The following is a 24,231-nucleotide window of genomic DNA, read 5'->3' on the forward strand; positions in this document are numbered from 1 at the left end:
CCGACAACGGTGAAGCTGTCGATCGACGGGGAAGAGCAGACGATTGCAAACCTGATCGGTGCATATAAAGACGTCGTAATGGCAAACACGAATCTCGACCTGACCTTTGAGCCGAGAGTCGAAGGAAGAGAGATCGCAGGCGTCACCGTGAACGGCGAAGCCGTAGCAGAAGAGAACTTTGACGTTGCCGAGTATATCTACAGCCTGGCAATGCCGAATGCAGACACCACGATTGAACTGGGCTTCACGATCGTGGATAAGGAAAATCTGCGCGAAGTGATCACAATCGCAGAGAGCGAGAACGTGAAAGCGCAGGTAGAGGCGGCAGTCCCGTCGGTACAGAAGAAGTACAAGAATGCGTTGCAGGCAGCGAAAGCGATCGAAGAAAAGAAGACCGCAAGCCAGGACGAGATCAACAACGCGATGTTTGAGCTGATCGAGGCATTGCAGTATCTGAGCTTTACAGCGGGCGACAAGAGCCAGCTGGAAATCCCGATGGAGATTGCAGAGAGCATCAATCGAGAGAACTTCACGCCGGAGAGCGTACAGGCGCTGGACGACGCCTACAAGGCGGCAGAGGACCTGATGGACGACGAGGAAGTACTGGAAGCAGACATCCAGGCAGCGGCAGAAGCGCTGTATGAAGCGCTTGACAACCTGGTCTTCCGTGCAGATAGGACGGATCTGGAAGCTTTGGTAGCAGAAGGCAAGAAAATTGTAGAGAATGCTTCGAAGTACATCCAGGACGAAACCTGGACGACCTTTGAAACCATCCTGGGCGATGCAGAAACTCTGTTGGAAAATGACAATGCAACCCAGGAGGCAGTGGATGAGAAGGCCGAAGAACTGCTCAATGCGATTACAGCACTGCGTATGATTCCGAACAAGGACGCTCTGAAAGACCTGATTGGAAAAGCAGAGGCAGTGAACACCAGCAAGTACACAGCAAAGAGCGTGGCAGCGATGCAGAAGGCATTGAGCAACGCAAAGGTTGTGTTGAACAATGAAGCAGCGACCGAAGAAGAGGTCAAGAGTGCAGTAGAAGCACTGGAAGCAAGCATCCAGAACCTGGAGACAAAGACGACGATAGCGAAGAAGAGCGGCTCCACATCGAGAAATGTAAGCAACACATATGGAGCAGCGGGTGTGGTTTCTGCAAGCCAGAGTGCAGCGGCAAGTGTGCGCAGTGATGCGGCAAATGCCATCACGCTGAACAGAGGAAGCATGTACACCTTCAAGATGACCGTGGTCAATGGAAACGGACTGGCGCCGAGCTTCACAGTGGGCAACGGAAGCGTTCTGAAGACGCAGTTTGTGTCCCAGATCGGCAATGACTACTACTACAGAGTTTATGCAGTTGGTACACCGGGCCAGAGCACAGGTGTTTACACCACCCTGCCGGGCCAGAATGCAGAACTGCATTGCACGGTAACCGTTGGCTGAACGCCGGGCAATTTGTGTAAGGTATAAACGTGTACATATTCGATCAAGCACCCGGCAGCCGATAGCAGAAAGTTTGCGTAGGAGACGCCGCAGGCGAGGAAGACGCTGTGCGTCCACCGGGCCGGAGCACAGGCGTTTACACCACCCTTCCGGGCCAGAATGCAAAACTACATTGCACGGTAACCATTGGCTGAACGCCGGGCAATTTATGTAAGGTATAAACGTGTACATATTCGATCAAACACCTGGTAGCCGATAGCAGAAAGCTTGCGCAGGAGACGCCGCAGGCGCGGAAGACGCTGTGCGTCCACAGGAGCATGGCCCAGCCATCCTTGGCGGACATCTTAGTAAATTGAGCGAAGGGAGCCCCTTTCGCAAAGAGCAGAATCCCCGCTCCGGGAAACCGGGGCGGGGGTTTACTGCGTTGAGACTTTGTGTACTTGGGATGTAAGCGAAAGATAAAATGTATGGGAATTTCCAAAAGGAAGCAAAAGATTGCAGGCGCGGAAGACGCTGTACGTCCACCGGGCCAGAGCACAGGTGTTTACACCACACTTCCGGGCCAGAATGCGAAGCTGCATTGCACAGTAACCGTTGGTTAAGTGTTGAGAGCGAGCAAAAGACACAAGCCATTCAATTGGGCAACCGTTGACGGAAGCGCGCTTTAGCAGGAAACGCCGTAGGCGCGGAAGACGCTGTGCGTCCACCGTGCCAGAGCACAGGCGTTTACACCACCCTGCCGGGTCAGGATGCGAAGCTGCATTTCATGGTAACGGTAGCATAAGAGTTCGTAAGAGCAAAAAAGAATAAAGAATATGGGATGTCTCAGATCGGTATATCGGCAAGATAGAAGCAGACACTTCCAAAAGTGCAATACTTCGAACCGGTAACTTTCCCAGTGTGTATGTATATCATTCGGTCTGTTTCTTATAAGAGAAATAAGAGGCCGGACAAGTAGGACACAGGCAGAGACGTTCCAACAATATGGCCCAGCAGGCGGTTTCCAAATGTAAACGCGGAAATCCCTGCTGGGCCATCTTTTTACAAGGTCTTGGTACAAATCCGACTATTGCGCAATTGGAGATACGGGAGGCAATGCTCCAGCATACGATTATACGATGCAAACCTTTCCGGAAATCCACTCATAAATCGATGTCCGGCCCTACATCATACATGGAATTTAAAACCGACCAGTTTTGTGGGAACTCCCGCATGAGATTCCAATATCCTACGCCTTTAAGTCCATACTCCTTTGGAAGCAAGAGTTTTGCACGAATACTGCGTGCATCCTCAAACCACACCTCATGTGCTTGCCCCTGTGCATCCATATAAGAAAACCAGGGGGATTGCGCTGTCTCATCGTATTGGATGGTTGCCCCAGTCCGAACAGCCAACTGAACGGCCTCCACATTGGAAATCGATCGCGCTTTGGTCGAACCCTTTACATAGGGCAAGGGCCAGTCGTAACCATAGTTTGGAATCCCCAAAAGTATCTTGTTGGAGTCGATCTGTGTCACCGCATAGTCCAAGACACGGCGCACATTTTGAATAGGGGCTACTGCCATCGGCGGACCATAAGCATACCCCCATTCATATGTCATGACCAATGCAGCGTTGGCGGCCCACCCCATACCGGCATAGTCATGCCCTTCATATAGAGTTCCCTGTTGATCGCTGGAGTTCTTGGGGGCCAATGCGACAAAAACCACATATCCCATGGGGTTTAAGGCTGTGGACAATTCCCGCACAAAATGGACATAGGTTTCCGTATCCTGCGGCAAAACATATTCAAAATCCAGGTCGACCCCGCGATAGCCCTTTAGCTCAATCATCCGGGAGATTTCCTGAACGAGCATCTGCCGTGCCGTCGGATTATTGAACACCTGACTGGCAAGTAGATTACTAAACTGTCCGTTCTGGTCCATAGCGGTCAGCAAAAGCAAGGGAGACACTCCATACGGCTGTATGGTAGAAAGCACTGCTTGATCGTTGAGATTGATAAGACGACCAGCCGGGGTAATCCCATAAGAGAAGATCGTCAAATAGGTGAGAAATGGAGCAATCTGCCTCAACAGCGATTGTCGAATGGAGGGATAAGCATATCCGTTGACTACGAGCTTCCCCATAACAGGGGCTGGATAGCGGATTACCACGGTTTGCCCCGGATAAAAAAGAGTGGGGTTTTCAGCAATGGAAGGATTATTGCGCAAAAGCTGTAAGAGAGAGACGTTATATATGCGCGATAGATAAGAGAGCGTTTCACCGGGCGCGACAGTATGTACTTGTTCTGGGAATAGAATGACCAATGCTTCTCCCAGCGCCAGTGAAAATGGTTCCTGTAGCCCGTTATTCGCTACAATCTGACTGACAGGGACACCATACTCCTGTGCAATGGAATACACCGTCTCGCCTGCCTCTACAATGTGAATGACCATCCGTTTTCCCTCCTATAGGATTCCTCCAACCTTTCAACAGGGTATGCAGGGATTACCATTGATATGAGTGTAAAGAAATAATCGAGTCAGAATATACAAATAATGGATTTTTTTTGCACAATTACAGATTCACACAAATAATTTATGAATAAAAATACGGAAAACTTGGAATGAATTATAGATTTATACAACATAATTAAAAAGCCTACAGCTACAGAACAAATTATTCAAAGGCAGAATCAGTGATTATTGAATAAGAAAGCAAAAAGATTAAACCGATTTTTTGGTTTTTTTCTAAAAAGCGTAGTGGAGAAAATTCCCAAAGTTTTGATATGATAATTTGTTATGCAATATTTCTAAAAAATTGACTTTAAAACGAAACAAAAATATAATATGAATGCATTATATCCTATAAATTCTGTGCTTTTTCAGAAAAGGAGGGGAGAATTTACAAATCTTTCAGATGGGAAGCCCGTATAAAAACCGTTTGGAAAGAAGGAGATGTACGAATGAAAAAGAATGGCAGCAGGCTGCTGTCCATGCTCTTGGCGTTTACCCTGCTCTTTAGCAGCCTGAGTTCCGCTGCTTTTGCAGCAGCAAAGGAGGAAGCAGTCAACTTTGCCCGCAGTGCAACAGTAACTGCTTCCAGCGTCGAGCCAAACACCACCTTGACCGCCAATAAGGCGATCGATGGAATCGTAGACCGCGATACGACGCCAAAATCCAATCAGTCCCGCTGGGCTGCGGACAAATCCGATACGCAGGAGGCCCGCTGGCTCCAGCTCGATTTCGGCGAAGAAAAAACGTTTAATAAGGCAGTTCTTGAATGGGAACGCCTGAACATCGACAGCTACAGCCTGCAAATTTCGGATGATGCAACGGATTGGGAAACGGTCTATTCCTCGGACTCCCGCATTACCGAGTTGCAGGAGACCATCCTGTTTGAAGACGCCAAAACGGCACGCTATTTCCGCGTCTATGTTGACGGGTATTCCGCCAACGGAACTGGAGAAACCAACGTCAATTGGGCTTCTGTCTCTTTGTTTGAAGTGGAAGTTTGGGGCGTTGGTGAAGAACCTGATCCAGGCGAACCCGGTGAACAGCCGGCCAACGGCACGAATTTGGCGCTGAATAAGACTGTGTCCGCCAGCGGTACAGAGTCCGGGACAAGCTACTATCCGCAGAATGCAGTCGACGGCGATATGGGGACCCGTTGGTCGCACGACGGCCTGCGAGCGAATCCGCCTAAATGGCTGCAAGTAGACCTGGGGCAGGTTATGACCTTCCGCCAGTTTAAGATCTTCTGGGAGGCCGCATATGCATCCGGCTACCAGATCCAAGTTTCGGATAATGGTGTTGATTACACCGATGCATATGCCACCACAGACGGCCAGGGGCGCAACGAGGTCATTACCCTGGATGAGCCCGTAACCGGCCGGTATGTCCGCCTGTATTGCACCCAGGCCCCGGCGGATACCTGGGATGGCGTTTCGATTTATGAGTTCGAGATCTACAATTTTACCGATGAAGAGATGGTGGATAGCGCCATCGAGGACATCACCGTTCCATCGGTTGTCAACCATGACTTTACCGTACCGGTGGCAAACGACGAAGGTGTACAGATCTCTTGGACCTGTGACAGCGATCTCCTGGCGATCGATGCAGAGACCGGCAAGGTCACTGTAACAGCGCCGGAGGAGAGCACGGACGTCACATTGACCGCGACGGTTGTCTTTGGTGCTTGTTTCAAACAAGTCTCCTTTACTGCCAACGTGCGCAGCGAGGCCGACCGTCAGGTAGAATATCAGGTATACCCGGTTCCGCAGAAGATGACATTGAGCGACAGCAATATGACCATCTCGGAAGAGGTCAATGTCGTTATGGAATCTGGGATCAGTGAAGTGACCAAAGCGCGTTTGGAAGAGGTGCTCACAGAAGCTGGTCTGACCTACAGCTACAGCGACGCTGCTGTAGAAGGAAAGACCAACGTGCTCATCGGCATCAATGGTTCCGGTGAAGCGGCAGATACATACGCAACCGCCAATAACGTTCCACGCGACGTCTTTACCGAAGGCGAGAATAAGTTCGATATGGAACTTGTTCAATTGGATGCCAGCAACAACGTCCTGCTGTTGGGCAGAGATGACGATGCAGCGTTCTATTCCATCGCAACCCTGGAGCAGGTGCTCACACAGTCCATGGGCGGGAAGTATACCACTGTCCTGTTTGAGGACTACGCAAACAAGCAGTACCGCGGCATGGTCGAAGGATTCTACGGTTATCCGTGGAGTGTAGAGGCCCGTCTCGATTGGTTTGAGTTTGCCAAGAAGTACAAGATGAACATCTTTGTCTATGGACCAAAGGGCGATCCGTATCACTTGGGCCTGTGGGACGAGGAATATCCCACAACGGTTACCGAGGATGAGAGAAAACGCGGCGTCTTGACACAGGATGACATCCGTGCGTTGACAAAGGAATCCAAAAAGTGCAACATCGACTTCGTATGGGTTGCTCACCCTGCTATGCAGAGAAGGCTCGATATGAGCAGCAATGCGACGGTCGATCAGGAAATCACCAACCGCTTGATGCCGAAGTTCGACAGCCTGTATGAACTCGGCGTGCGCGAGTTCGGTATTTTTATGGACGATATTACCATCGGCGAAGGCCTGCAACAGAAGTACACGCAGCCGTATCTGATCGATCAGGTACAAAAGCGTCTGTATGCGACCTACAACACGCCGGAGGCAAAAGAAGAGGACAAGGTGAAGCCGCTCTTCTATACCCCGACTTGGTATACTTATGGTTTGGGTTATGCTGATATGCAGAACCAGTGTATGGAAGCATTTAAACAGTCCAATGTACATGAAGATGTTGTAATCTGCTTCACTGGTGACGCCGTGTGCGGCCCGATCAACAACAGCTCTTGTGAGAATTTTGCCACCCGTACCGGGCGCAAGCCGTGTATCTGGTGGAACTATCCGGTAAACGATTATTCGGATGCGCAGCTCTTTACAGACCGTATCGATGCAAACTTCTCTGTCAGCACCGATACCACCGAGTGCGTAGGTGTTTTGTCCAACCCCATGAACCAGGCAGAAGCCTCCCGAATCGCCTTCTTTGGCGTGGCGGACTTTGCTTGGAATACCGCAAACTTTGATTCTCAGCAGAACTGGGAAGATTGTTTCCCGTATTTGGCAACCGAAGGAATCGGCGATGTGTCCCAGGAAGAGCTCGCGGCCGCTTATAAGGTTGTTGCGAAGAATATTGTGACCACGCCGGAATCCAAGGATATGCAGGAACTCTATACGAAGTTCCAGGCCGAATATCCGTTGGGTGATATGACTACGGCGACCAAGATGAAGGATGTCTTCCATGAGTTGAACGATGCAATTGCCATTATGCGCCTCATGCAGAATTGTGGCAACGCGGAGTACGAGCGCCTGTACACGGAGATCGAGGGCAACCTCAATAAGCTCTCCGACATGGCGACTGTGATTGAGGACAGCCTCACCGTATTGTTGACGGACGACGAGACCGTGGCATGGGAAGCCTACAATGCTGCAAGCCAGATTAAGAACACCGAACTTTCCAACAGCAACAACCCACGTTATGTTGTGCATGCTCTGGAAGGCGCCGGCACCGATTTCAGCTATGCAGATTATCAGGCAGATCCTTCTAAGACATACATGAAGCCCTTTGTCAATACAGTTTTTGATCTGGCAACGAATAAGATTTCCAATGTGGAGCCGGTTGCGACCGTCCCGCAGCTGTTCACCAACATTCCGGAGGCGGCCTTCGCCGTCGAGGATGCCGGCAGCTCTGTGACGATCAATGGGCTACAGGATGTTGCCCTTCAGAGCAATGAGTATATTGGCATTATCTTTAACAAGATTCGCACATTGACCGGGTTTACCGCGCCAGAGGCGGAAGGCTTGACCGTGGAATACTCGATGGACGGAAAGACCTGGACGGCTTATACCGGCGAAGGAGAGCCAGAGGCGGCCTTTGTCCGCGTAAAGAACAACACGCGCGAGACGATTGCACTTGGCGTAGATGCGTTGACGTGGGCGCTGAAACCCATTGCAGAATTTGCTGGCGCCTCCTGCAGTGTGGAACTGTATCAGCCTGCTAACTATCCGTTGAGCAACCTGACAGACGGCGATTATAGCACCAAGATCTGGACCAACGGTGCGCAGAATGAGGGCCAGACGGTTACACTGGAATATACCGATCTGATCAATGTCAATGCAGTCAAGCTGGTGTTTGGCGATGGCGACCGTGCAAAGGGAGCCGTTGTAGAAATTTCCGCAGACAACCTTAACTGGACCGAAATCGGTTCCTTTACCGAGACGGATCTGACAGCGAACGGCAATGCCTACAGCTGTAATGGCAACGGGCAGCCGGCCAAATATGTGCGCATGCGTCTGACAGAGAGCAGCACCCAGTGGTTGCAGCTCTATGAATTTGAAGTCAATAAGGGCGAAGTTCTCGGTGGCGCAATTCCAGTCGCTGTGACCAACGATGGCAAAGACGCAGGCGTCGTATGTGATCGCAATGTTTCCACTTCCTTTACCGCTACCGATGCGGGATATGTGGAGTATAAACTGATTCATGGACAGAAGGTTGATGAAATCTCCGTCCTGTTCCAGGCAGAAGAAGCAGCAACCGGAGCCAATCCGACGGTTGAAATTCTGGCCGGGGACGAATGGGTCAAGGTCGGAGAGCTCGATGAGAATCCGGCAAAATTCGATGTATCCACCTACATGAATGTGACGGCTGTAAGAGTCTCCTGGAATGCGGAGAACATTCCGACCCTTATGGAAATTGTTGAAAAAGGCGAGGCATATGCTGAGCCGAACCGCGTGGCCCTGTATGAGACCATTGCAGCGGCAGAAGACCTTTCTGAGGACGACTACACCGAAGAAGAGTGGGCAAACATCCAAGACGCACTGGCAGCCGCAAAGGCAGCTCTTAACGGTGAGAGCACACAGGAAGCTGTTGACACAGTGGAGACGGAACTGAGAGAGGCGATTGGAGAGATTGAACCCACAGCGCATACGCTGACCCTGAAGTTCACCACCAATGCAATGCTGCTGGGCGACAACGTCGAGTTGGCAAACCTGACGGGTACGTATACAGAAGAGTTGCTTCCGAAGGAAGCTTATGCATTCCACTTTGCACCGCGTGTGGCGGGCCGTGAATTTGCAGCGATCACCGTGGACAATGAATCGGTTCCGTTTGACGATGAGACCGATACAGAGTCCTATGTCTGTGAAGGCATCATGGGCTCCACAGACAAGACCATCACGGTTTCCTTTGTAGTAGTGGACAAACAGATTCTGAACCAGGTCATCGACATTGCAGAGGAACTTATGACAAGCGAGGAATTCGAAGCAGCGATTCCGAAGGTCCAGAAGGCGATTCAGGATGCATTTGATGCAGCGGTTGCCGTTGCAGACGATAAGACTGCGATTCAGACCGAGATCAACGACGCATGGAGCAACTTGCTCGACAAGTTGCAGCTATTGTCCTTTGAAAAGGGCGACAAGACGCTTTTGGGCGAGCTTCTGGAGCAAGTAAGCCAGATTCAGGGCGATGGCTACACAGAGTCCTCTTGGAAAGATTTTGTGGATGCCCGCGACAACGCTCAGACTGTCTATGACGATCCCAATGCGATGGACAAGGAAATCCAGGAAGCCTATGATGCGCTGGAAAACGCGCTCTATAACTTGGACTTCGCAGGAGACTTAGGCCAGTTGAAAGACCTCGTAGATCAGGCACATGAAATCGAGAAAAATCTCGATAAGTATCTGGATCTCGACAAGGACGACTTCAAGACTTTCCGCGAAGCATTGGCAAAGGCAGAGGACGTTTTGACGATGACCACACCGGAGCAGGATGTCATCGATCAGGCGGCGAGAGATCTGACGGATGCAATGCTTGCAATGCGTCTGATTCCAGATAGCGATGCGTTGAAGGACCTCCTCAACAAAGCGCAAACGGTTGACCGTGGCCAGTATACAAGCGCGAGCTTGTCCAGGCTGGATAACGAAATCGAGAAGGCAAAGACGGTTTTGAGCGTAGAGAACGCGACGCAGGAGCAGCTCAATGAGGCATATACGGATCTGTACCAGGCTTTGAATGCGCTTGAAAAGAAGAATGATTCCAAGAAGTCTTCGAGCAGCAGCTCCTCCTACAATTGGAATCTCTATGGGCCGGCTGGCATTGTCGCAACGAATGCTACCGCTACGGCAATTGCACCGTATGTTGTCTCCGATACCACTGTTAACTTTACGGTAAACAGAGGAACCGCCTATTGCTTCAAGATGACTGTGATGAACAGCAATACCTTGATCCCGAACTTCACAGTTGGCAATGGAGACGTGTTGAAGACCCAGTATGTGACCCGCATTGGCAACGATTTCTACTATCGTGTATGGGCGATTGGCACGCCTGGACAGAGTGCAGGTGTTTACACCTCGCTGCCGGGCCAAAATGCTGTCAAACATTGCACTGTCAAAGTTGCGTAAGGGTTTCATCTGGAAGAACAGCAACGGAGTGCTTATCGTGAAAATCCAATTGTGGATGCGTTAAAACTGTGTTTATAAGGAAGATCCTGAGACTCCTTTGTGAAAAGGCAGCCCCCCGGACACTTGTCCGGGGGGCTGCTGTGTTTAGCGCTGAATAGGCATGATAAAAACCCCAGTTTCATTCAAGATCAATAAAGAATACTTGCGTAAAAGAAATAGGTTCCAGCGAACGCTGGAACCTAAAGAAAAGCAGCATGTTTTAAAATAATGAAAAAGCTACATGATATAGCCCTGGGTAAGGAGTTTGCAGTGAGAAAATGATTGAATAATGGTTCAGTACTCTCTTTAGGGGGCTACCAGAAGAGATAGGCCCTTATGGGGCCTGTTCAAACCACCCGTTGAAAAGATCGGTCAGATCAGAAACTTTTTAGGAACAGCCTGGGCTATCGTCTCTAGTTTCTTAAAACAATACGCTAAAAGGCGCGTTCAGATCGGAAAAACTTGTGTGGGGTGAATATCATTCTTCTCTAGGCAAGATTGTTATCCGTCCCTACAGGTTTTCTTAAGAGGAGGCCCTAAAAAGAGCGGTGAGATCAGAAACTTTTTGGGGACAGCCCGCAGGCATCCTCTCTAGTTTCTTAAAACAACACTCTAAAAGGCGCGTTCAGATCGAAAAACCTGTGTGGGGTGAATATCATTCTTCCCTAGGCAAGGTTGTTATCCGCTCCTACAGGTTTTCTTAAGAGGAGGCCCTAAAAAGAGCGGTGAGATCAGAAACTTTTTGGGGACAGCCTGCGGCCATCCTCTCTAGTTTCTTAAAACAATACTCTAAAAGGCGCGTTCAGATCGAAAAACCTGTGTGGGGTGAATATCATTCTTCCCTAGGCAAGGTTGTTATCTGCTCCTACAGGTTTTCTTAAGACAACGCTTTAAATGTAGGCAGATATTTGTGTACCAGATCGTAAACGGAACGGGCTGCTGTTTAGGAAGATGAAGGTGTGCGGTGAAAAAAGCTCACCCCCGGACAAACTGAAAAGGATTTATGCAGGTGTGTTGGAAACCGCCGGACATAAGACGGCCGTTCAACGGGTGTTTTTGATTGATTGGAGTATTTGAGGAAAGACAGAGATTTCTTTCCAGCGGTTATCCAGCTGCAGGTTGTACCTCTTTCTGGATGGCGTGGAGCCATCGTCCACTACAAAAACGGATGAAGAAGAGAATTGCGCGGAAAACCCAGTCTGCAAACATGGCTACCCATACACCCATGACACCCATATTTGCCCAAAGAACCAGCACATAACTCAGGCCGATACGGAAGGCCCACATGGAAAAGATTGAGGTCAGCATGGTGAATTTTACGTCGGTGGCGGCGCGCAGTGCATTGGGAAGAGCGAAGGAAATGGGCCAGACAACCATGGCAAAGCTGTGCACCACGATCAATTCTACGGCTATGGAAGCCGCCCCAGGCGATAGATTGTAGATGCTAACAAGCGGGGCGCTAAGTGCGGCTAAAAGAACCGCTAGAACCGCCAAAATTCCATAGTTGATCTTGAGCAAGTATTTGGTGTATTGCTTGGCCTGTTCATGCTCCCCTGCGCCTACACACTGCCCGATGACGGTCACAATTCCCAAACCAATGGCCGTTCCAGGCAGATATTCAAACTGCACGAGGTTGCTTGCCACGGCAAACCCGGCGATAGAGACAGTTCCCAGGGAGGATACCAAACTCTGCACCAAAATTTTGCCAAGCTGAAACATGCTGTTTTCCATACCGGCGGGAATACCGATGCGCAAGATGTTTCGGATCATGTGTGGGTGAAAGCCCAAACGCAAATGTTTGTCCACATGGATCAGATTCTGCGGGTTACGCACAATCACCAGCATAATAATCGCCGCCGTGGCACGAGAGACGAGCGTGGGGATACCGACGCCAGCGACCCCCATATGAAGGCCATAGACGCACAGGGCGTTACCGGTCACATTGATAGCGTTCATACAGAGGGACGTTTTCATAGAAACCTTTGAGTTGCCCATGGAACGGTACAGTGCTGCACAAGAATTGTAGATCGCAAGGAATGGGTAGGAGAGCGCAGAGAGGAAAAAATAGATCTGCGCGTTCCCCATGACATCGGCTTCAATCTGGCCAAAGATGAGATCCAGCAGGGCACGATTTCCTGCTAGCGCCACTGCCATAATGAGTATCGAAAGCAGAAAAGTTGAAAGAAGCAGCTGATTCGCAGCGATGGATGCATTTTTTACATCTTTGCGTCCAATGTACTGCGAACAGACTACAGCGCCGCCGGTAGCGAGGGCAGCGAGCAATTGAATAATCAGTGTACTGATCGAATCCACTAGGGATACACCGGACACGGCAGCTTCACCAACTGCAGCAACCATGACTACGTCGGCCATGCCAACCAGTACCGCAAGAACCTGTTCAACCATCAGTGGGATCAGGAGGCGATAGAGGTCCCTTTTTGTAAACAATACAATCACCTGCATTTAACGAAAATACCGCAAAAGAGCCGGAGTCCCCTGCCTCCGGATTTTTTGCGGTATTTCCAAGATAGGGTCATTTTCCACCAAAAGGGGGAATCCTGTGGAAAATGAAAGGATTCCGTACTTTTATTATACGAGCTTCCTATGAAAACCGCAAGGGAAGCGCCTCTTATGAGAACACAGGGTCAAAGAATCTCGATTGGCTTGAAAACCTAAAAAAAGTACAAAGATCAAAAAATAGTTGTAATTTATTCGTATGATTCAAAATATTTCTGGAAAATAGCTAAAATAATCACACTTCTTTCCAAAAAATCTTCTATGTATCGCACAAGAAAATATTTTATAATAAATAAGACAAAGCCAAACGGATTTCCCAATTCTCTCGCCTAACAGCAAGACGGAAGTTGTAACTCTTTACACCTTCTCCTCAAATTTTTTCCTTCTCTAAAACAATCGAAAAACCGCTCTATCGATGTGCTTCGGTAGAGCGGTTTTTCGTGTATGTTGATCCGGATAAAAATCTACAACACTTGATGTGCTTATATCACTCTCTGTGTTTTTCTTGCGCTGTAACAATTTATTCATATTTCGATCACCTAACGATCACGTTACATTGCTAAACTGATAGTCACGTATAGGGGAACAAGCGGAATCCTTTGCAACCGGCTATCCCGATCTGGCAAATAAAATTGGATCGCTCCGGGCGGCCTTCTTTTTCCATTTGGCTTTCGTTCCCTGAATTTTAGAAATCGGAGGGACGCATATGATTGAGGTGAAAAACCTCACAAAGCAATACGGTTCGAATCTTGCTTTGAACCATATCAGCTTTTCCCTGGAGGAGGGAACCATCCTCGGGTTCCTTGGCCCAAATGGCGCGGGGAAATCTACGACCATGAATATCATCACAGGTTATATCTCCCCCACGGAGGGAAGTATTACCGTGGACGGGTTTGACACCCTGGAAAATCCGTTGGAGGCCAAGAAGCGCATCGGCTATTTGCCGGAAATCCCCCCTCTATATACGGACATGACCGTCAAAGAGTACCTGAACTTTATGTATGACCTGAAGAAGGTAAAACTTCCACGCAAGGAACACATAGAGGAGATCTGTTCGCTGGTCAAGATCGACGATGTGTATCACCGTCTGATTGCCAATCTTTCCAAGGGATACCGCCAGCGCGTCGGCATTGCACAGGCTTTGCTGGGCAATCCACCGGTACTGATTCTGGATGAACCCACAGTAGGGCTCGACCCAAAACAGATTATCGAAATTCGAAACCTCATCAAAGGTCTGGGACGAAAACACACAGTCATTTTAAGTTCCCACATTCTGTCCGAAGTACAGGCCGTATGCGAGCGCGTGATTGTCATCAATCGCGGTTCCATCGTTGCGGACGGCACCCCGGACAGTTTGGCGCACAGCCTGTCCAATGAAAACCGTCTGCTCCTGCGGTTAGAGGGCGAGGAAGAGCCGATCAAATATGCATTGCAGGCGATGAATGGCGTCAAAGAGGTGCTCTCCTACGGAGAAAAGGAGCCCGGTGTATTCGCATTTTCGGTTGAGAGCGAAGAGGGAATCGACTTGCGCCGCTCGGTCTTTGCCTTAGCAGCACGGAACGATTGGCCCATCCTCTCTATGAAGAATACCGATCTCACGTTGGAAGATGTTTTCCTGCGCCTTACCAGCGACCTCTACGCCGATCAAGGGTCGGAGCATTCCTCTGAGATTCTCGATGGAAAGGAGGGGGCGTAATGGGTGCGATCTACAAAAAAGAACTCCAATCGTATGTTACCTCCCCAGTCGGTTATGTGGTGGCGGCGGTATTGTTTGCGTTGTACGGCTTTTATTATTATTCGGTGATGTTGTCCGGTTCCACCTATTATATCTCCACATTTGTCTATAGCAATATGTTTATTTGGAGCATGATGCTTTTGCCGATTTTGACCATGCGGGTATTCAGCGAAGAGCAGAAGAACCGAACCGATCAGGCCCTTTTGACGGCTCCGGTGGGAGTCGGCTCGATTGTTGTGGGTAAGTTCCTTGCGGCTGCGACCGTTTATGCGGCGATCCTGGTGGGCAGCCTGATTCCCGCCGTGGTCATCGGTTTTTTCTCCTCGCCCAATTGGGTGTTGATTCTCGGTACGGTCATCGGTTCCTTCCTGTACGGTGTGGCGATTCTGGCGATTGGCACCTTTGTCTCTGCTCTTACGCAAAGCCAGATCGTGGCCGCGATCGGCACCTTCGGGATTTCCATTCTGTTGGTGGTAATCGATCAGTTGACAGGGATTATCAGCAACGAAGTAGTGGTCAAGATCTTGAACTGGTTGTCCTTCAACAGCCGGTATACCCCCTTTACTACGGGGACCTTTAATCTTGCCAGCATCGTTTTTTTCCTCAGCGTGGCGGCAGTCTTTCTGTTTTTGACTGCACGTAAGCTGGAGAGCAGACGCTGGAGCTAAGGGAGGGATAGCAGATGGACAATGAGAATAAGAATCCTTTGCTGCCGGAGGAAAAGGTGTTTCCGGCAGAAGGGATGAGCGAAACAGAAACGCCGGAAGGTTCTAAGGAAGAGCAATCCTCGGGGGAAATGCCGGTTGCGCCACCGAGTCAAGAGGAACCGGAAGAAGATTTTTCCAGAGAGGAACAAGAGGCTCCAAAATCCGACCTAGAGGCAATCGAAAAGGGGACGTCTGAACAGCTTCCCCCGGAGACGATGGAGCCGCCCATCGCGGAAGACTCCATAAAAAAACAGAAGAAACCCCGCAAGGACAGTCATAAGGGCAAATATCGGGGGATTTCCCTGGCAATGACCGCCGGGTTTCTGGCGGTTATCATCCTTTTAAATGTGGTGGTCAGCCTATTGGGCGAGCGCTATCCTTCGATCAATTTGGACCTCACGGAGGGGCATGTCAACACGCTGTCGGAAAGTGCGGCGGAGATTGCTTCCAATGTGCAGAATCCAACCACAATCTACATCATGGCGAGCGAGGAAATCGCCAAGGCGGATACCCTCTTGGCGGAATATGGAATCAAATACAGTCAAGTCAGTACGCTGGCCGAGAAGATGGCGGAAAAGAACTCCAATATATCGGTGGAATATATCGATCTGGATCAGAATCCGGCCTTTGCTTCGGAGTATAAGGACGACGGCTTGATGACTGCGGATGTGCTGGTGAAAACGGATAAGCGCTATCGCGTGTTGGCGTACACGGATCTATTTGACGTACAGTACAGCCAGACAGGAATGACCGCTTACTCCATGGTGGACAGTGCGTTGGCTTCTGCGGTGAGCTCAGTCAATGCGGACACCCTTCCACTGGCGGTGTTCGATACAGGACACAATGAGATGTTGGACACGACGCTTTATAAGAACATGTTGACCAGCAGCAACTTTGAGACACAGGAGATCAATTTGTTGACGGATGAAATTCCCGAGAATGCACAACTTTTTGTCTTGGCCACCCCTGCAACGGATTATACGCAGGATGAAATTGAGAAGTTGGAGGCATTCTTAAACGACGATGGGAAAACGACCGACCGTTCCTTGTTGGTAACCTTCTATCCCGGTCAGGATAGCCTCCCGAATCTAACCTCGTTCCTAAAAGAGTGGGGCATGGATGTACAGCAGGCTACCCAGGTGATCGAAACCGATCCCAACAGCTATATCACCAGCGATCCATCCTATCTGCTGGCAAATCAGGGAAGCGACATCACCCTCAGCCGGGCAACACCGGATTATGGGTATCTTTTGATGCCGCAGAGCTGCCCGATTCAGCTGCTGTTTGACAGCCGCAATGGAATCACTACGCACGTACTTGCAACAAGCGGCAGCACAGCGTTCCCCTATGATGGAACGGAGGAAAGCATCCGCAATCCACAGACCGGCGAGCAGACTTTGGCAGCACTTGCACAAAAGACCATCACGGCTGGAGACCAAGAAGCTACCGCCAATGTAGTGGTTCTGGGAAGCACCTTTATGTTTGTGGACGGCATCATCAATTCCAACACATTTGGAGATGGTAAATACCTCACAGATCTTTCGAAATACGTAACCGGAACAGAAGGGGAGACAGCGGCGGTAGAGACCAAACAGGTACAGACCTCGGTAGCAGATATTTCGATGAGCCTTTTACAGGTGATGGTTTTCGGATTGGGCGTGTTTACGGTTCTGATCCCGTTGATTGTCGTGGTGATTGGTATAGCCGTCTATTATAGAAGGAGGAGGTTATAATGAAACCGGCGACCAGGAATCTGCTGATTCTCGGCGTGTGCATCGTTGCGCTGGGGGGAGTGTTGGCCGCTTTGATGCTGACCGGCGGCACGACCGAGGCGTCCACTACGGCCTCTTCGTCGCAGGACATTGCACTTTTAAATCGGGAAGAAGCGGAGGTTGCCTCGATTGAGGTGACCAATACAAACGGGGTATTCACGATCGTGCCTTCGGAGGAACAGCCGGAGGACAGTGCAGCGGGCACGAGCTCCGCTGTACTGTCCTCGGAATCCACGGAGAGCGCCAGCGCAGTATCTTCGGAGTCTGAGCCGGAGATCCATTTTACCATCCAGGAATTGGAAGGGCTTCCACAGGACAGCTATGCGGTTAAAACCGCGGCGCAGGGTGGCTGGCAGCTCTTTGCCACAAAGAAGATCGGCACGGTCAGCAACCTCACGGATTTTGGCCTGTCTACTCCGCAGGCGACCGTGAAAGTTACTTTTAAGAACGGAGATACCTACGGGTATGAGATTGGGAATGCCTCTGTGGAGGATAGCACGGCTTACTATGTGCGTGGACAGACCGGGGAGGACATCTATGTGGCCAGCGTTCCAATGGCATATTTGCAGGATAAAACCGGCTTTTTGTCCCGCCAGGTATTGGATTTCAGCAGTCTCAAGGCCGATGCTGCCGCGCCGTTCCGTAAGCTGGTGTTGAGCGGTACGGCGGTTGCGGAGCCAATTACCCTTCAGCAGGGGGAAGGCACCCTATATTTGATGACAGAGCCGAAAAGGATGGAGGCGGATTCGGAAACGGTGACCTCCTTGACCGATCTGTTGTCTTATTTGACGGCTGGCGGAGTAGAGGCATTACACCCCGACGCGGACGCCCTGCGGGAGTATGGCTTGGAAAACCCGGCCAATGTTGTTCAGATGACCACGGCGGATGGGACGGAATACACGCTCAAGGCGGGGGCGGAGAAGGATGGAAACCGCATGGTGATGTTGGACGGTGTAGATATCGTATATCGAATCATGGACGATAGCCTGATTCCATGGACAAGCCTGACAGAGCCGTTTGACGTGCAGAGCAAAGTCCTTTTGACAAGGAATGTGGAAGCTGTACAGACGCTTTCGATCGAACTGGATTCGAGCGAAACATATCGTTGGAATGTCACCCGCACAAAGGATGAGGAGAAATCCACGGACGATACCACATATTATAACTATACCGTAGCGGATGCTTCTGGAACCACAAAGGATTACACCGCGTTTACAAATCTCTATCAGGTGTTGACCAGTGAGACCGTTTTGGAGGACGCTGGTGACACGGAGCCTACCGGTACGCCGCTCTTCCGGGCGGTTGTCGAATACTACGATGGTGCACTGACCAATACTTTGGAATTCTATCCGGATGGAGAGCGCAATTGTGTGGTGGTTTTGGATGATGTGGTTCGAGGGAGCGTTCCGAGAGGAGACATCGATACCTTACAGGAAGCGTTGGAAGGAGCCGTACAGTAAGGCGCATTTGACCATATTGATAGAAGTTCAGGCAGAAACGGCCCCAACAGAGCATTTTGCTTTGTTGGGGCCGTTTGGCGTTTATTGGCAAAAATATGGATTGTCTCCCGTTCGCATTGAAAACTTTTGGCCGGAACCCATGGGGATTTTACTTATTACGATCGAGAAAATTTGCAGGAGCTGCCAATCGAGGAGGAATAGCAAAGACCCCCGACTTTCTGGAAAAAACCGGTTCCCTTTTCTTTGGTATGCGATGGCACATCCGGCCCAAGGGGAGTATCCAAAGAACAGGAAGAAAAAATCAATAGCAAGGCCGAAAAGCCTCCCTTTTCAAATACATTGGAAAAGGAACAAATTTTGAAATAGGGGACTGAAACCGCATGACAGATGGACAAATGATGTTCCCTGTGTGCTGCATTAGAAAGGATCTGCCGAGGGGGAACCTTTGATAAATGGTTCGCAGGGAAGTTTCATCTCGCAGGAAAAGCCCTGACCGGGGGCTGTGTGCGCGATAAATTGTCCGCCATGGGCCTCCGTTATGCGCCGAACCAAAAACAATCCCAATCCGTGGGCACGCTTTGGCGCATAGGGGGCATTCAGAAGGTTTTCCAATTTTTGCGGATCGGCTCCAACGCCGTCATCGTACACACAAATTAGGCAGAAGCCGTCCTCCCTGCGAACGGCTATTCGGATCGCGCAACCCTGCGGATTGTGCAGAACACTGTTTTGGAGAAGGTTTGTCAAGGCGCGCAGAAGCAGCCGCTCGTCCCCCTTCAGCTGAATGGATTCGTCTATGGCTTCGAGTTCGATGCCGCAGGGATTCTCCGGCATGGCATTCATAAAATCCGTAACCGTGCGGCGAACAAGCTTGGCGGCTCGCAACAGCCGATATTCCAGAGGCTGCATGTCGTATTCCAAACGCGATACAAGATTCAGATCGCTCACCAGGTCGCGTAGGCGAATTCCCTGACGGCAAATCACAGCAGCTTGCTCCTGTTCCTGTGGAGGGAGTGCCGGATCGTCCTGCAATTCACCTGCATAACCGAGGATGACCGAAAGCGGGGTACGGATGTCGTGGGAAATACCGGCAATCCAGTTTGCGCGCGCTTCGTCTTTTTTTCGGAGGGCGGCATCCCGGCGCTGTAATTCACCCGAAGCCGCGTTGATTCCAGCGGCTACTTCGCGGAGGCTGCCGCGTTCTGCAAGTTGAACCGCTTCCCCATGGGCCAGACAGGAAAGGCCATGGAGAATGGGCCGTACTGGCCGCACCGTCCACCAACAGAGAAACGCATAGAGAAGAATGGCAACCAAACTGTTTCCGATCACAAATAACACGAGGTATTGAAAGAGGGTTCGGACATCCGATTCTGCAAAGTCGAGCGTGTAGCGCATGTAGGCCCCTTTTGGATACCCCGTCACCACGAGACCATCTGGATGCGCCCAGCAAAAGACCGGATAATCCTTTAAGTAGTATCGGGTGAAGCCAGCGATCTCCTTTGGCGTATAGGAGAGGGGAATCTCTGGAGGAAGATCCAGAGACCAGACCACTTTTCCCCGATCATCCAACAGCATGGCCCAGGCGCCATGCTCCTGCAGTTCTTTTGTCACAGATGGGGCCAACTGATATTGTCCGTCCCGTTGAACCAACCCTTCTACAGCCACTCGGACCGTTCTTGAGGGGGAAAAGTCCGTCTCCCCTTCATGTGTGTCGTACAGAACGCGCAGATAAATGGATAGTCCCGCGATATTGGCAATCAAAAAAACCATGACACAGACAAAAAGCCCAATCAAAAAACGGCCTAAAAAACGCCGGATACTCTTCATGGCGGTCGCCTCCTGTGAAAAATAGCCCACCGGGGCCGCCACCGCGCCGGCCGACGCGGTGTCTGCGAACACAGTTCGCAGGAAAGACGGCGGCTTTAGGCCGCCGCTTTGCGGCCCCTGCCCCATCAGTCTGCGCGAGAAGCCACTTGCAGCTTGTATCCCAATCCACGTGCAGTCAATAGATATTGGGGATGGGAAGGGTCCTCTTCCAGTTTTTCACGCATGCGGCGGATATGAACCATCAGCGTGTTTTCATATCCATAGAGATCGTCCCCCCAGGCGGCTTGGCAGAGCGAATCGCTGGTTACGATGCGATTCCGGTTCTCATAGAGCTTCTTGAGAAGTGCAAGCTCCTTGGCGGTGAGGGTCCACTCCCGGCCATCCAAAGCTTGGACAAGTGAAGCCCCCAGGTCGACCGTGCGGTTTCCCAGGGCAAATACCGGAAGCTGTTCCTGTTGGATGGGCACATAGACGCGCCGCAGGATGGCGGTGATGCGCAAGGTCAGTTCCTTTGGAAGAAATGGTTTGACAAGGTAGTCGTCCGCGCCCATTCCCAGGCCGATCAGCCGGTCTTCATCTTCTCCGCGCGCGGTGAGAAAAATCACGGGGAGGGGCGAGACGGCACGCATCTGTTGTAGTAGGGAAAAACCATCCCCGTCCGGTAACATAACGTCCAAGACGGCCAAGTCTGGGCGGACTGCGCGCAGTTGTTCCATCGCACGGGCACAGTCCGGCGCCAAAAAAATACGCGTGAAGCCCTCTCGCCGAAGGATCTCGTCCACCATGCGCAACAGCTGCGGCTGATCGTCCACTACCAAGATCTTCTTTTCTTTTAATGCATCCATTGTTGTTCCCCGCTTTCTGTCCAGCGAATCGGCCGGGAAAAGCCTGATCGGCAGGTATCCTTATGGAATTGCCAGATTTGTTTCCTTGTTTTTCACCATGGGCCCGTCCCTAGGCGGACCTTTCTTTAGTGGCGTGCCTTTATTATACCACATGCGCGCGGATGGTTTCATCCCAAGGGATGTATTGTAAGTTTGCTGTAAGGTTTTATGAAGCTTTCTGTAAGGCAGAGGGTATATGCTTTCATCATCCTAGAAAAAAGGAGGCGGCCCGTATGGAGCGGATGAAGAAAAGATTTGGAATTCTGGCGCTGGTTGCCGTAGTAACCCTTGCGTTTGTTTTGGTGAGTGCGTTTGCCAGCCGGATGGTATATCAGAATAGTCTTCCTGCGTATTACGCAGAGATCGCTTAGGGGGAAGTAAAGATGGAATCGATTGTACACACAGAGGGACTTTCCAAAGAATATAACGGTGTGTTCCGCGTAAAGAATGTAGATTTGCAGATCCGAGAGGGCGAAGTATACGGCTTCTTGGGGCCAAACGGTGCAGGGAAGTCCACCACAATGAAGATGCTGCTGGGGCTGGCCAAGCCGACAAAGGGAACGGTACACCTTTTTGGCAAACAGATGAATGAGAAAAATCGGGTGGAGATTTTGCGGCAAACGGGCGCGCTGATCGAAGCGCCGGCATATTATGGGCATCTAACGGGTATGGAAAACCTGCGTGTCATGCAGAAACTGTTGGACATCCCAGAAAAGAATTTGAGAGAGGCTCTGCACATTGTGCGTTTGGAAAATCAGGCCGACAAAAAAGTAAACCATTATTCTTTGGGAATGAAACAGCGCCTTGGAATCGCCATGGCGCTGATGCGTTTTCCAAAGCTGCTGGTACTGGATGAACCGACCAATGGCCTGGACCCCGCTGGAATCGAGGAGATCCGGGAACTCATCAAAGCGTTGCCACGGCAGTATGGCATGACCGTGATGCTCTCGAGCCACTTGTTGGCCGAGGTAGACCAAATGGCAACTGCGGTCGGGATTATCGATCATGGAGAACTGATTTTCCAGAACAGCTTGGAAGTATTGCGTCAAAGAAGCGCCCATTATGTGGCGGTCCGGACGCAGGACGCAGAAGAGGCAGCGCGCTTGTTGGAACGGTATTGTCCCAAACGAGAACATGGCTGGTTGCTTTTGGAAAACGTGAGTGACGCGGCGGTGGCACAGATCAACCAGCAGTTGGTTTGCAGCGGGATACAGGTGTACCGAATTGAGGAGCGGCAGCGCAGCTTAGAGGAAATTTTCCTCGATCTGACCGGAAAGGCGGGAGCATTATGATGCGGTATCTGTCGTTGGAATTTTATAAGATTCGGCGCCGTGGTATTTTCTTAACTGCGTTATTTCTCTGTGGGGCAGAGGGGGCGTGGACCGCCTATTCCGCACAACAATATCTGGAGGAAAACGGTACCCATTTGGTTTGGAACAACCTATTTACGAATTTGGCACTCCTGCATGGCCTTTTCCTCCCCATGGCCATCGCGGTACTTGCCAGCCGTATCTGCGATATGGAGCATAAAGGGGACACCTGGAAGCTGCTCGGCACAGCAGCAGAGCCAATGAACCGGCTGTACCTCTCCAAATTCTTATGTGCGTTTCTGATTCTAACCTTTACCCTAACGGTAGAGCTCGCCGTTCTAATTGTATTTGGTATTTGGAAGGGATTCCCTGTACCAATTCCAACGGACTTGGTACTGCCCATCTATTTTGGAACGCTTCTTGCGAGTGTGTTTGTGCTGGCTTTACAACAGTGGGTTTCGATGGCGGTCTCCAATCAGTTGGTAGCGTTGATCGTTGGCATGGCTGGCGCATTTCTGGGGTTTGTAGGAGCGCTATTTCCCGCACAAGTGCGGATCGTGTTTCCCTGGTGTGCCTATGCCGACCTCTCCTGTGTACAGACGGTTCCGTTGGGAGAACATGAATGGGCGTATATCGCGATAAGCCCCAATTTGTTTCCATCGCTATTGGTGTGTGCTGTGGGAGTGCTTGTATATTTCCTGGGGAAACACCACCTGTGCAGAAAAGAATTTTAGGAGGGGAAGGTCATGTTAAGACATGCAGTTGTGGCCGAATGCCGTAAGCTAAAGGGATCGTGTATCTGGTTGGCATTCCTGTTTTTACCTGCATTCAGCGTCTTTGTGGGAAGCGCGAATTTTTCCATGAATCGGGATATTCTCACAAAAGAATGGCAAAGCCTTTGGACCCAGGTTAGCCTGTTTTATGGAGATCTGTTTTTGGCGGTCCTGCTATCGATCTATGCTGCCTATGCATGGCGTTTGGAGCACCTCAACCACAATTGGAACAACCTGATGACAGCTCCTGTACCCGTACGGAATATCTTTTGGAGCAAATTTCTGGTGATTGCGGGCCTAAGTTTCGTAACACAGGTATTCTTTTTTGCACTATACTTGGCGGCGGGGTTCTATTTTGGATTTCAATCGTCCATTCCGCCGGATGTGGTCCGTTGGTTTCTATGTGCTTGGTTTGGTTCCCTTCCCGTAGCGGCCATGCAACTTTTCTTTGCCATGCGTATCCGAAGCTTTGCAGTACCGGTGGGAATCGGATTCTGTTGCAGCGTAGTAGGGTTCCTATTGGCGGTTAAGGGCTGGTGGCCAATTTTCCCCAACGCCCTTTTGATTGCAGGAATGGGCTCGGTCAGTCAGGAAGCATTGGGAGAGGTGGACATGGGGATTTTCTTTGTAATGTGTGCTATGTTTACGGTAATATTCTGTGGATTGTCCCTGCTGGTTTTGAAGCGGACAGATGTCAAAAGCTGATTTGAGGTTCCTATTTCGATTGGACAAGGAGCCATCCAAAGGACGTATGTACAACCATTCCTTCTATTGCGTTCCAAGCCCCAAAAGGGATAGAAGC

15 protein-coding genes are annotated in these 24,231 nt (G+C 50.5%); 11 read left to right on the forward strand and 4 right to left on the reverse strand.

Going from position 1 to position 24,231, the window contains the following annotated elements; translation table 11 throughout:
• Both B9Y59_RS00705 and B9Y59_RS16370 read left to right on the forward strand, forming a co-directional pair.
• Positions 1-1,443: FIVAR domain-containing protein (locus B9Y59_RS00705; protein WP_198945578.1), on the forward strand; the 1,443-nt coding region annotated here is incomplete at its 5' end.
• Positions 1,444-1,910: 467 nt separating this feature from the next.
• Positions 1,911-2,045 carry a hypothetical protein gene (locus tag B9Y59_RS16370; RefSeq protein WP_256366509.1) on the forward strand — a complete coding sequence of 45 codons (135 nt, stop codon included), beginning with the start codon at positions 1,911-1,913 and terminating at the stop codon, positions 2,043-2,045.
• 540 nt (positions 2,046-2,585) lie between these two features.
• On the opposite strand, the gene B9Y59_RS00710 is transcribed toward B9Y59_RS16370, so the two are convergent.
• Positions 2,586-3,878: a glycosyl hydrolase family 18 protein gene (locus tag B9Y59_RS00710; protein ID WP_085531163.1), complete on the reverse strand. Its 1,293-nt coding sequence runs from the start codon at positions 3,876-3,878 to the stop codon at positions 2,586-2,588.
• 509 nt (positions 3,879-4,387) lie between these two features.
• Between B9Y59_RS00710 and B9Y59_RS00715 the strand changes: the two genes are divergently transcribed.
• Positions 4,388-10,408 carry a beta-N-acetylglucosaminidase domain-containing protein gene (locus B9Y59_RS00715; protein WP_085531165.1) on the forward strand — a complete coding sequence of 2,007 codons (6,021 nt, stop codon included), beginning with the start codon at positions 4,388-4,390 and terminating at the stop codon, positions 10,406-10,408.
• Between the two features lie 1,143 nt (positions 10,409-11,551).
• On the opposite strand, the gene B9Y59_RS00720 is transcribed toward B9Y59_RS00715, so the two are convergent.
• Positions 11,552-12,904, reverse strand: a complete 1,353-nt coding sequence (locus B9Y59_RS00720) for an MATE family efflux transporter (protein WP_442856169.1) — start codon at positions 12,902-12,904, stop codon at positions 11,552-11,554.
• A 766-nt stretch (positions 12,905-13,670) separates the two neighbouring features.
• Here B9Y59_RS00720 and B9Y59_RS00725 point away from each other — a divergent pair.
• From B9Y59_RS00725 to B9Y59_RS00740, 4 genes are read left to right on the forward strand one after another with little or no spacing between them, the layout of a single operon-like run.
• Positions 13,671-14,660: an ABC transporter ATP-binding protein gene (locus B9Y59_RS00725; RefSeq protein ID WP_054324842.1), complete on the forward strand. Its 990-nt coding sequence runs from the start codon at positions 13,671-13,673 to the stop codon at positions 14,658-14,660.
• Positions 14,660-15,367 carry an ABC transporter permease gene (locus tag B9Y59_RS00730; RefSeq protein ID WP_085531167.1) on the forward strand — a complete coding sequence of 236 codons (708 nt, stop codon included), beginning with the start codon at positions 14,660-14,662 and terminating at the stop codon, positions 15,365-15,367. Before B9Y59_RS00725 ends, B9Y59_RS00730 begins: the two co-directional genes overlap by 1 nt.
• A 14-nt stretch (positions 15,368-15,381) precedes the next feature.
• Positions 15,382-17,139, forward strand: coding sequence for a GldG family protein (locus tag B9Y59_RS00735; RefSeq protein ID WP_085531169.1), 1,758 nt, complete (start codon positions 15,382-15,384; stop codon positions 17,137-17,139).
• Complete coding sequence (locus B9Y59_RS00740) at positions 17,139-18,638, forward strand: DUF4340 domain-containing protein (protein ID WP_054324840.1); 1,500 nt, start codon at positions 17,139-17,141, stop codon at positions 18,636-18,638. The genes B9Y59_RS00735 and B9Y59_RS00740 overlap by 1 nt, the downstream gene beginning before the upstream one ends.
• Positions 18,639-19,055: 417 nt before the next feature.
• Here B9Y59_RS00740 and B9Y59_RS00750 read toward each other — a convergent pair whose 3' ends face one another.
• On the reverse strand, positions 19,056-20,462 hold the full coding sequence (locus B9Y59_RS00750) for a HAMP domain-containing sensor histidine kinase (RefSeq protein WP_158088903.1): 1,407 nt from the start codon (positions 20,460-20,462) through the stop codon (positions 19,056-19,058).
• A gap of 125 nt (positions 20,463-20,587) precedes the next feature.
• On the reverse strand, positions 20,588-21,307 hold the full coding sequence (locus tag B9Y59_RS00755) for a response regulator transcription factor (RefSeq protein ID WP_085531175.1): 720 nt from the start codon (positions 21,305-21,307) through the stop codon (positions 20,588-20,590).
• Between the two features lie 272 nt (positions 21,308-21,579).
• Here B9Y59_RS00755 and B9Y59_RS15570 point away from each other — a divergent pair, with 272 nt between their 5' ends.
• The 4 genes from B9Y59_RS15570 to B9Y59_RS00770 are packed head-to-tail and all read left to right on the forward strand — an operon-like array spanning position 21,580 to position 24,134.
• Positions 21,580-21,717, forward strand: a complete 138-nt coding sequence (locus B9Y59_RS15570; protein WP_153802360.1) for a hypothetical protein — start codon at positions 21,580-21,582, stop codon at positions 21,715-21,717.
• Positions 21,718-21,729: 12 nt separating this feature from the next.
• Positions 21,730-22,638, forward strand: coding sequence for an ABC transporter ATP-binding protein (locus B9Y59_RS00760; protein WP_054324835.1), 909 nt, complete (start codon positions 21,730-21,732; stop codon positions 22,636-22,638).
• Positions 22,635-23,390 (forward strand): ABC transporter permease, encoded by a 756-nt coding sequence (locus B9Y59_RS00765; protein ID WP_085531177.1) that lies wholly within the window; start codon positions 22,635-22,637, stop codon positions 23,388-23,390. The genes B9Y59_RS00760 and B9Y59_RS00765 overlap by 4 nt, the downstream gene beginning before the upstream one ends.
• A 12-nt stretch (positions 23,391-23,402) precedes the next feature.
• Positions 23,403-24,134: an ABC transporter permease gene (locus tag B9Y59_RS00770; protein WP_085531180.1), complete on the forward strand. Its 732-nt coding sequence runs from the start codon at positions 23,403-23,405 to the stop codon at positions 24,132-24,134.
• Positions 24,135-24,231 lie beyond the last annotated feature (97 nt).

The organism is Anaeromassilibacillus sp. Marseille-P3371 (genome assembly GCF_900169665.1).
Taxonomy (GTDB): domain Bacteria; phylum Bacillota; class Clostridia; order Oscillospirales; family Acutalibacteraceae; genus Anaeromassilibacillus.

Bases quoted from the DNA above. Each gene is read 5' to 3' on its own strand.
- B9Y59_RS16370 (WP_256366509.1), top strand. From the start codon at position 1,911: ATGGGAATTTCCAAAAGGAAGCAAAAGATTGCAGGCGCGGAAGACGCT.
- B9Y59_RS00710 (WP_085531163.1), bottom strand. From the start codon at position 3,878: ATGGTCATTCACATTGTAGAGGCAGGCGAGACGGTGTATTCCATTGCA.
- B9Y59_RS00715 (WP_085531165.1), top strand. From the start codon at position 4,388: ATGAAAAAGAATGGCAGCAGGCTGCTGTCCATGCTCTTGGCGTTTACC.
- B9Y59_RS00725 (WP_054324842.1), top strand. From the start codon at position 13,671: ATGATTGAGGTGAAAAACCTCACAAAGCAATACGGTTCGAATCTTGCT.
- B9Y59_RS00730 (WP_085531167.1), top strand. From the start codon at position 14,660: ATGGGTGCGATCTACAAAAAAGAACTCCAATCGTATGTTACCTCCCCA.
- B9Y59_RS00735 (WP_085531169.1), top strand. From the start codon at position 15,382: ATGGACAATGAGAATAAGAATCCTTTGCTGCCGGAGGAAAAGGTGTTT.
- B9Y59_RS00740 (WP_054324840.1), top strand. From the start codon at position 17,139: ATGAAACCGGCGACCAGGAATCTGCTGATTCTCGGCGTGTGCATCGTT.
- B9Y59_RS00750 (WP_158088903.1), bottom strand. From the start codon at position 20,462: ATGAAGAGTATCCGGCGTTTTTTAGGCCGTTTTTTGATTGGGCTTTTT.
- B9Y59_RS00755 (WP_085531175.1), bottom strand. From the start codon at position 21,307: ATGGATGCATTAAAAGAAAAGAAGATCTTGGTAGTGGACGATCAGCCG.
- B9Y59_RS15570 (WP_153802360.1), top strand. From the start codon at position 21,580: ATGGAGCGGATGAAGAAAAGATTTGGAATTCTGGCGCTGGTTGCCGTA.
- B9Y59_RS00760 (WP_054324835.1), top strand. From the start codon at position 21,730: ATGGAATCGATTGTACACACAGAGGGACTTTCCAAAGAATATAACGGT.
- B9Y59_RS00765 (WP_085531177.1), top strand. From the start codon at position 22,635: ATGATGCGGTATCTGTCGTTGGAATTTTATAAGATTCGGCGCCGTGGT.
- B9Y59_RS00770 (WP_085531180.1), top strand. From the start codon at position 23,403: ATGTTAAGACATGCAGTTGTGGCCGAATGCCGTAAGCTAAAGGGATCG.